This is a genomic window from Lactiplantibacillus modestisalitolerans (assembly GCF_005405425.1).
Taxonomy (GTDB): domain Bacteria; phylum Bacillota; class Bacilli; order Lactobacillales; family Lactobacillaceae; genus Lactiplantibacillus; species Lactiplantibacillus modestisalitolerans.
Map to the genome: position 1 here is coordinate 1 of NZ_BJEA01000032.1, position 5,733 is coordinate 5,733.

General features: G+C 36.3%; 7 protein-coding genes. 6 read left to right on the forward strand and 1 reads right to left on the reverse strand.

Annotation, left to right across the window (positions count from 1 at the left end):
- Positions 1-400: 400 nt before the first annotated feature.
- The gene (locus FFM79_RS12480; protein WP_137643789.1) at positions 401-607 is read right to left on the reverse strand and encodes an XRE family transcriptional regulator; all 207 of its coding nucleotides are present in this window, start codon (positions 605-607) and stop codon (positions 401-403) included.
- A 313-nt stretch (positions 608-920) separates the two neighbouring features.
- Here FFM79_RS12480 and FFM79_RS12485 point away from each other — a divergent pair, with 313 nt between their 5' ends.
- From FFM79_RS12485 to FFM79_RS12510, 6 genes are all read left to right on the forward strand, one after another.
- Positions 921-1,295: a helix-turn-helix domain-containing protein gene (locus tag FFM79_RS12485; RefSeq protein ID WP_137643790.1), complete on the forward strand. Its 375-nt coding sequence runs from the start codon at positions 921-923 to the stop codon at positions 1,293-1,295.
- A gap of 9 nt (positions 1,296-1,304) precedes the next feature.
- Complete coding sequence (locus tag FFM79_RS12490) at positions 1,305-1,712, forward strand: ImmA/IrrE family metallo-endopeptidase (RefSeq protein ID WP_225424457.1); 408 nt, start codon at positions 1,305-1,307, stop codon at positions 1,710-1,712.
- A 167-nt stretch (positions 1,713-1,879) separates the two neighbouring features.
- A complete protein-coding gene (locus FFM79_RS12495; RefSeq protein WP_137643791.1) occupies positions 1,880-2,704 on the forward strand; it encodes a toxin Cry1Ac domain D-VI-related protein in 825 nt (274 codons plus the stop codon).
- Positions 2,705-2,719: 15 nt separating this feature from the next.
- Positions 2,720-2,971 carry a hypothetical protein gene (locus FFM79_RS12500; RefSeq protein ID WP_137643792.1) on the forward strand — a complete coding sequence of 84 codons (252 nt, stop codon included), beginning with the start codon at positions 2,720-2,722 and terminating at the stop codon, positions 2,969-2,971.
- Between the two features lie 299 nt (positions 2,972-3,270).
- Positions 3,271-4,248, forward strand: a complete 978-nt coding sequence (locus FFM79_RS12505) for an Abi family protein (RefSeq protein ID WP_137643793.1) — start codon at positions 3,271-3,273, stop codon at positions 4,246-4,248.
- 110 nt (positions 4,249-4,358) lie between these two features.
- On the forward strand, positions 4,359-5,480 hold the full coding sequence (locus FFM79_RS12510) for a site-specific integrase (RefSeq protein WP_137643794.1): 1,122 nt from the start codon (positions 4,359-4,361) through the stop codon (positions 5,478-5,480).
- Positions 5,481-5,733: the final 253 nt, after the last annotated feature.

A 5,733-nucleotide genomic window follows, 5' to 3' on the forward strand; every position in this document is an offset into this window, starting at 1 on the left:
TATCGTGACATCTAAAAATCCCTCCGTAGTAAATCAGCTGAATTATATTATTTCAACTGACAACTACAAAGGGACTACAACACTAACTTTATAACTACCCTTGACACCTTTATACATTCCACATACTTCAGCAACCTTTAACACATGCTTGAGTCCTTATTAGGGCTCAAGTTTTAATTTAGATACATACTCATCCACAGACTGATAGACCACCTGTTCAATTAATGCAAAAATATCTCGATTTAACCCCTCTTGAAATGTACGATTTCGTCTAAAATAATCAGTTAAATTTTAATTTAGATCTTCAACCGTAGTTGACTTATCTAAAATCCCATCCAGGATTATGTTCGCTTGAATCTTAATTAGGTTTACTGCCTTATTCATTTGTTTCACCTCCTAACTAGTCGTTGTCGTTTGGTCGAATTTTAAAATCTTCAATAATTTTCAAAACTAAGGCGTTAGCTGCTGGTGATTTCTTTGTATTGCTTAAAACTTGAGTCATGTACATCTTGCTGACGCCAAATACGGTTGCTAAACTTGTAATACTAATCTCACGGTCAGCAATGTACTTCTTGATTAATTCTCGTCCCGCTAATGTTGTTGGCATTTAATTCACTCCTTTCGTTTATGTATGTAAGCTAATTGGATAACTAAATAGAAATAGTTTTAATTCTCGTTGCATATTTTACGCAGATGTTTTAATATTAGGGCATAGTTAAATACGCCTAATTAAAGCCATTGCTGGACTGTAAAACGTTGGGGAACACCATTTACGAGGTCAAGTTAATGCTCTTTTATATTGCGTGTTTGGTTATTCAATTAGTTTACGAAAAGTGATATTAAACTATTTGCATAAAATAATTAACGATTTTTACGCACCTATTTTAACTTTACTTTTGAGAAATGTGAGGAACCTTGTAATGACACTGTTTGAGCGCATAAAATTTCTTGCAAATAAACAGGGCAAATCTGTGAATGACGTTGAATCTGATCTTGATTATTCCAAAAATACCTTGTACAGGTTAAAAAGAACCAACCCAAGTGCAAAAAAATTAGAAGAGCTTGCCGACTACTTCGACGTATCCACTGACTATTTACTTGGCCGAGAAACTAAATCTCCAGACTGGGCAACTGAATCAGATAGGATTGATTTAGATAAGTGGCTTAGTTCAAATGTTCCAATGGGTTTTCAAGGTTTGGATATGGACGATGATACTAAGATTAAAGTTCGTGCCTTCCTTGAAGGTGTGTTCTGGGAAGATAAACAAAAGCATCGGAATGATAATAATAAGTAGGTGTTGTTGATGAACAGTTACAAATTGTATCTGCAAGTTCATCAATTAACCGATAGATTAGGAACATCGAATCCTTTTGATATTGCGGACAGCTTAGGATATACGGTCGAATACGCAAGTTTGGGGTCTCTTAAAGGACTATGTACTACCGCTAGCAGCGGTGATGTTTATATTGGCTTGTCAGATGAATTACGGGAATCACCTGAAAAATATGTGGTGATGGCTCATGAATTAAAACATGGATTAGATCACACGTCCTGCGCCGCTCTCTACACCATTGGAAATAATTGGGAAGGCAAAATGGAACGTGAAGCTAATTTATTTGCATGCAGTGAACTTACTCCTTTACAAAGAACAATATGGCGAACGGCCTCAAAGCTTCAAAGATATCCAATTAGCATACGGTCTACCCGATAAATTCTATGATTTAATGTTCAATTAGAAAAACGCCCCACTGCCGGTAACAGTGAGACGCGGTAACCAATGATATTGAATTACAAATATAATTATATCATTGGAGGATATGTAAATGAATGTTAAAAAAGTAGTAGTACTGGGGGGCTACTCTTTTAATTGGGGTTAGTTTGACCGCTTGTAGTGATAATAGTAAATCGTCTGAAAGTAGTACAAAATATAGTACTAGTTCGGAAAAGGTTAGTCCGTTAAGCAAGGCTAAAACAGACGTTGATTCCCTATTTGATGACTCTGATCATACTGAGTTATTAGGTGGAACCACTTTAGGCAGTATCAAGTCAGTAAGCACTGAAGTTAATAAACTACCTAGCTCTAAAGCTAAGGATGAATTAACCAAAGATATTACTACTGCTAAAAAGTTATGGCCTGAATTTGCTAAAGAAACTAGTCAAAAGGATGCTTCAAGTTCATCCAAGGAATCTCAAAAACTGGCAACACAAGAATCTAAAGACGCTGTTAGTAAATCAAAGGCAGACGCAGAATCAAAAGCCAAGGCTCAATCTAGTAGCACTTTAGCAAGTAGCAAGGCAGAATCAAAGAAAAAGTTACAACAGTTCACTAAATCTAATAGTGTTTCTCTCGTCAAAAAAATGCATGCACGCATAGACGATTCAGACGGTATCTCTGCTAAGGTTAGTCGGTTATCAAAATCGCCTGGTAAAAACATACGGGCTATTCGTAAGGAAATGATTGTGTTAAAGAATGTTGCTACAGAGTGTGATAATAATTACATAGATGCTGATAATTATCCAGGCAGTGATTCAGACTATGCTGATAAAGTTAATAGTTTCTGGGATTTATCTGCTACCATTCTTAGAATGCAGCGTAATTATCTCGGCTACCTTATTGGTGATAAAGATAGTCAACCATCTAGTTCAGAATTAAGCGATAACGTTGACCAATGGAATTCTATTTATCACGAAATTGTAAAATAAGGATGTGATACAGTTTTGTCAAAATACGCTAATGCGGTCGAAGAAATTGCGGCGCTTAACGGTGCTGTATATTTTCCAGGGACACACAAACTTGATTATATGCAATCCATCAAACATTGGATTGCAATCTATTTCAATGGTGGCCGTTACAAGTTTGAGGATTTTACATTGACCGAGGATCAATCCGAAGATTTTGCGCTTGGACTTGTTCATTTAATGGAAAAAATCGAACGTACTCAATTACGACGATTAAAACAGCAATTGTAAATAAAAAAGACACGTCCAGCTCGCCAAAGTTGAGGACGTGTTAAAAATAATTTTAAAGTTTCTACTAGCGTTTCTACATTAGAATGCACAATATATAGTGATTTCAAGGTGAATAATCGTCCAGATTTCACATTTCACACTACATATTGTATGCATTCTATAAATTGACAAATCGTCAATTTCTAATATAATTTAAGCATAGATCAAGTTCGGAGGGCCCGAGGAGTAGGTGCCGAACTAACGAAACCCCAGATTCTGTGCTTACACAGAACTGGGGTTTTTGTTTAGGAGATGATGTAATGAATCAAGAGAATACCAAGCCCTTCAAAACACACAATCGACAGCTAACTATTCTAAGAAATCGAGGATTATCTGTTCCATCTTCTGCCAAGCGCAGTTTAGAGCAATTTGGCTACTATTCAATTATCAATGGATATAAAACCTTATTCCTTCAAAAAGACTCCCGTGGTAGAGTTATTCATCCTGAAAGATTTATTCCTGGGTCAACATTTAGCGAAATTCAGAACCTTTATGATTTTGATAAAAAGCTTCGTTCAATTCTATATGATTATTTACTTGAGTATGAATCACATTTGGGATCTGAAATTTCATATCGCTTTTCAGAGCAATATCCTGAGGAGCACTCTTACTTAGCAATGGATAATTATTCCAGAAATTCAGATTTAGTTGCTTCTGTTGTGGGAACTATTAGTTCATTATCAAACACTATAAAAAAGAATTCAGGGAAAAGAAATAATAATGCAATCAAACATTACGTTAATCGGCATGGTCAAGTTCCCCTGTGGGTGTTGGTAAACTTTCTAACTTTCGGCGACTTGAATTATTTCTACAAAAATTCAAAGACTAATTTGCAAATTCAAATTGCACAAGACTTTTCTAAACAATTCAAACGTTCATACCGCCAAAATATAGAAATTGATGTCAAATCGATTAAAACTATTAATCATTTAGTTAACTATTTTAGAAATGCGGTTGCACATGGTGAGATTACCTACTCAATGTCCATTGATCGTAGTCCAAACTTCCAAAGTGTAAAACGCAATCTAAGTCTCCAATCACTTCAAGTTAACAGTCAACTTGGTGTATTCGAACTCATCATTGCTTTAAAACTAGTTCTCACGAAAAAAAGCTATTCTAAATTAACAAAAGAAATCGAACATCTTCTTAATGAATATTCTGAAAAATTTCAGTCTGTAGAGCTTGCTGCAATTCTTCATGATATGAATTTTCCCGAAAACTATGAAGTCTATATTTAATTAAAAGCGTGTCCCCCACATCCGGCAAGATATCGAGACACGCTCAACCTGAATTAAATCGCTAAAGGACTTAATGGCTCCTTTAGTATATCATACTGGAGGTAACATCAATGGCAGCAATTACAAAACGCGGTAAAACGTGGCAAACACGTATCACTTACTACGATGATGCTGGCGAACGTCAACAGAAGAATCAAGGTGGCTTTAAAACTAAAAGAGAAGCCACCGAGTACGCTAACCAATTTGAAGTTAATCGTGATACGGGTGAACTCACTTTAAAAGAATCGCCCTATTTCAAGGATTACTTCTGGGATTGGTTCGAGACTTACAAAGAATCATCCGTGCGTGAACGTACTCGCCTTACCTACATTCAGGCTCATAACGTCCTCAAAAAATATCTTCCTAAAGCTAAGCTAGATGAACTCGACTGGCGTCGTTACCAATTATTTTTAAAAGACTATGGCCAGGATCATGCTAAGTCAACGGTCTCAAAAATGAACTCTCTTTTTCGTGCTAGCATTAAAGACGCCATATATGACGGGATTATTCGTAAGGATTTTATTAAAAATTCTTCTTTAGTTTATGATAAAAAGCGAACTCGTAAAATCGAATGCCTTAACGAAGCTGATGTGCAGACATTATTGAACTACTTACTAAAAACCCGCAACAAGAACTTTACCAGCAAATACATGATCATCACGGCATTAATGACCGGAATGCGACCCGGTGAAATTGAAGGGCTACGGTGGTCAAACATCAATGATGATTTTAATACCATTCAGATTGAACAATCTTGGAACGAAACCAATCAAGATTTTCAGGACCTAAAAAATGAATCATCACATAGAATTATTCGTGTCGATAAATGGTTAATTGATATTCTTAAGGAAATTTCACATCGAGGCAGTCAGGGGCTGGTATTTGTAAATCAATATGGTACCATTCCCACTTCATCAGCTGTCAATAAAACCCTGCGAGGTGCGTTAAAAGATTGTAAAATCAAACGGCAGGGATTTCACTTTCATTCATGCCGTCACACCCACGTTGCTTATCTCTTATCTCACGGTATTGATCTATATGCAGTTTCAAAACATCTTGGCCATAGTAATATTACAATCACCGCTAATACCTACGCTTATCTTATTAATGAATACAAGGCCAAAACTGATTCACAAATCGTCACTGCCCTTAGTGAGTTGTTACCCACAGACGCTAAATCAAAGTCGGTTTAGCAACCTCGTGCACATTTTGTGCACAGACAAGGTGCAAATGTTGCCGTATCAAGGGTCAAAAATCCTGTACTCTTGTGCACAGAAAAATTTACAAATTCTGAAATCACGTGATATCAAAGCGATTCATGTGCACAGACTTTTTCTCTTCTAGCCCTTTCTAGCCTTTTCTAAAAAATAGGCTCTGTGTCAACCGGTGTTGATTTGTACTTTTATGAGGTTCCAATTCACTTACGAATTGGGGCCTTTTTTTCAA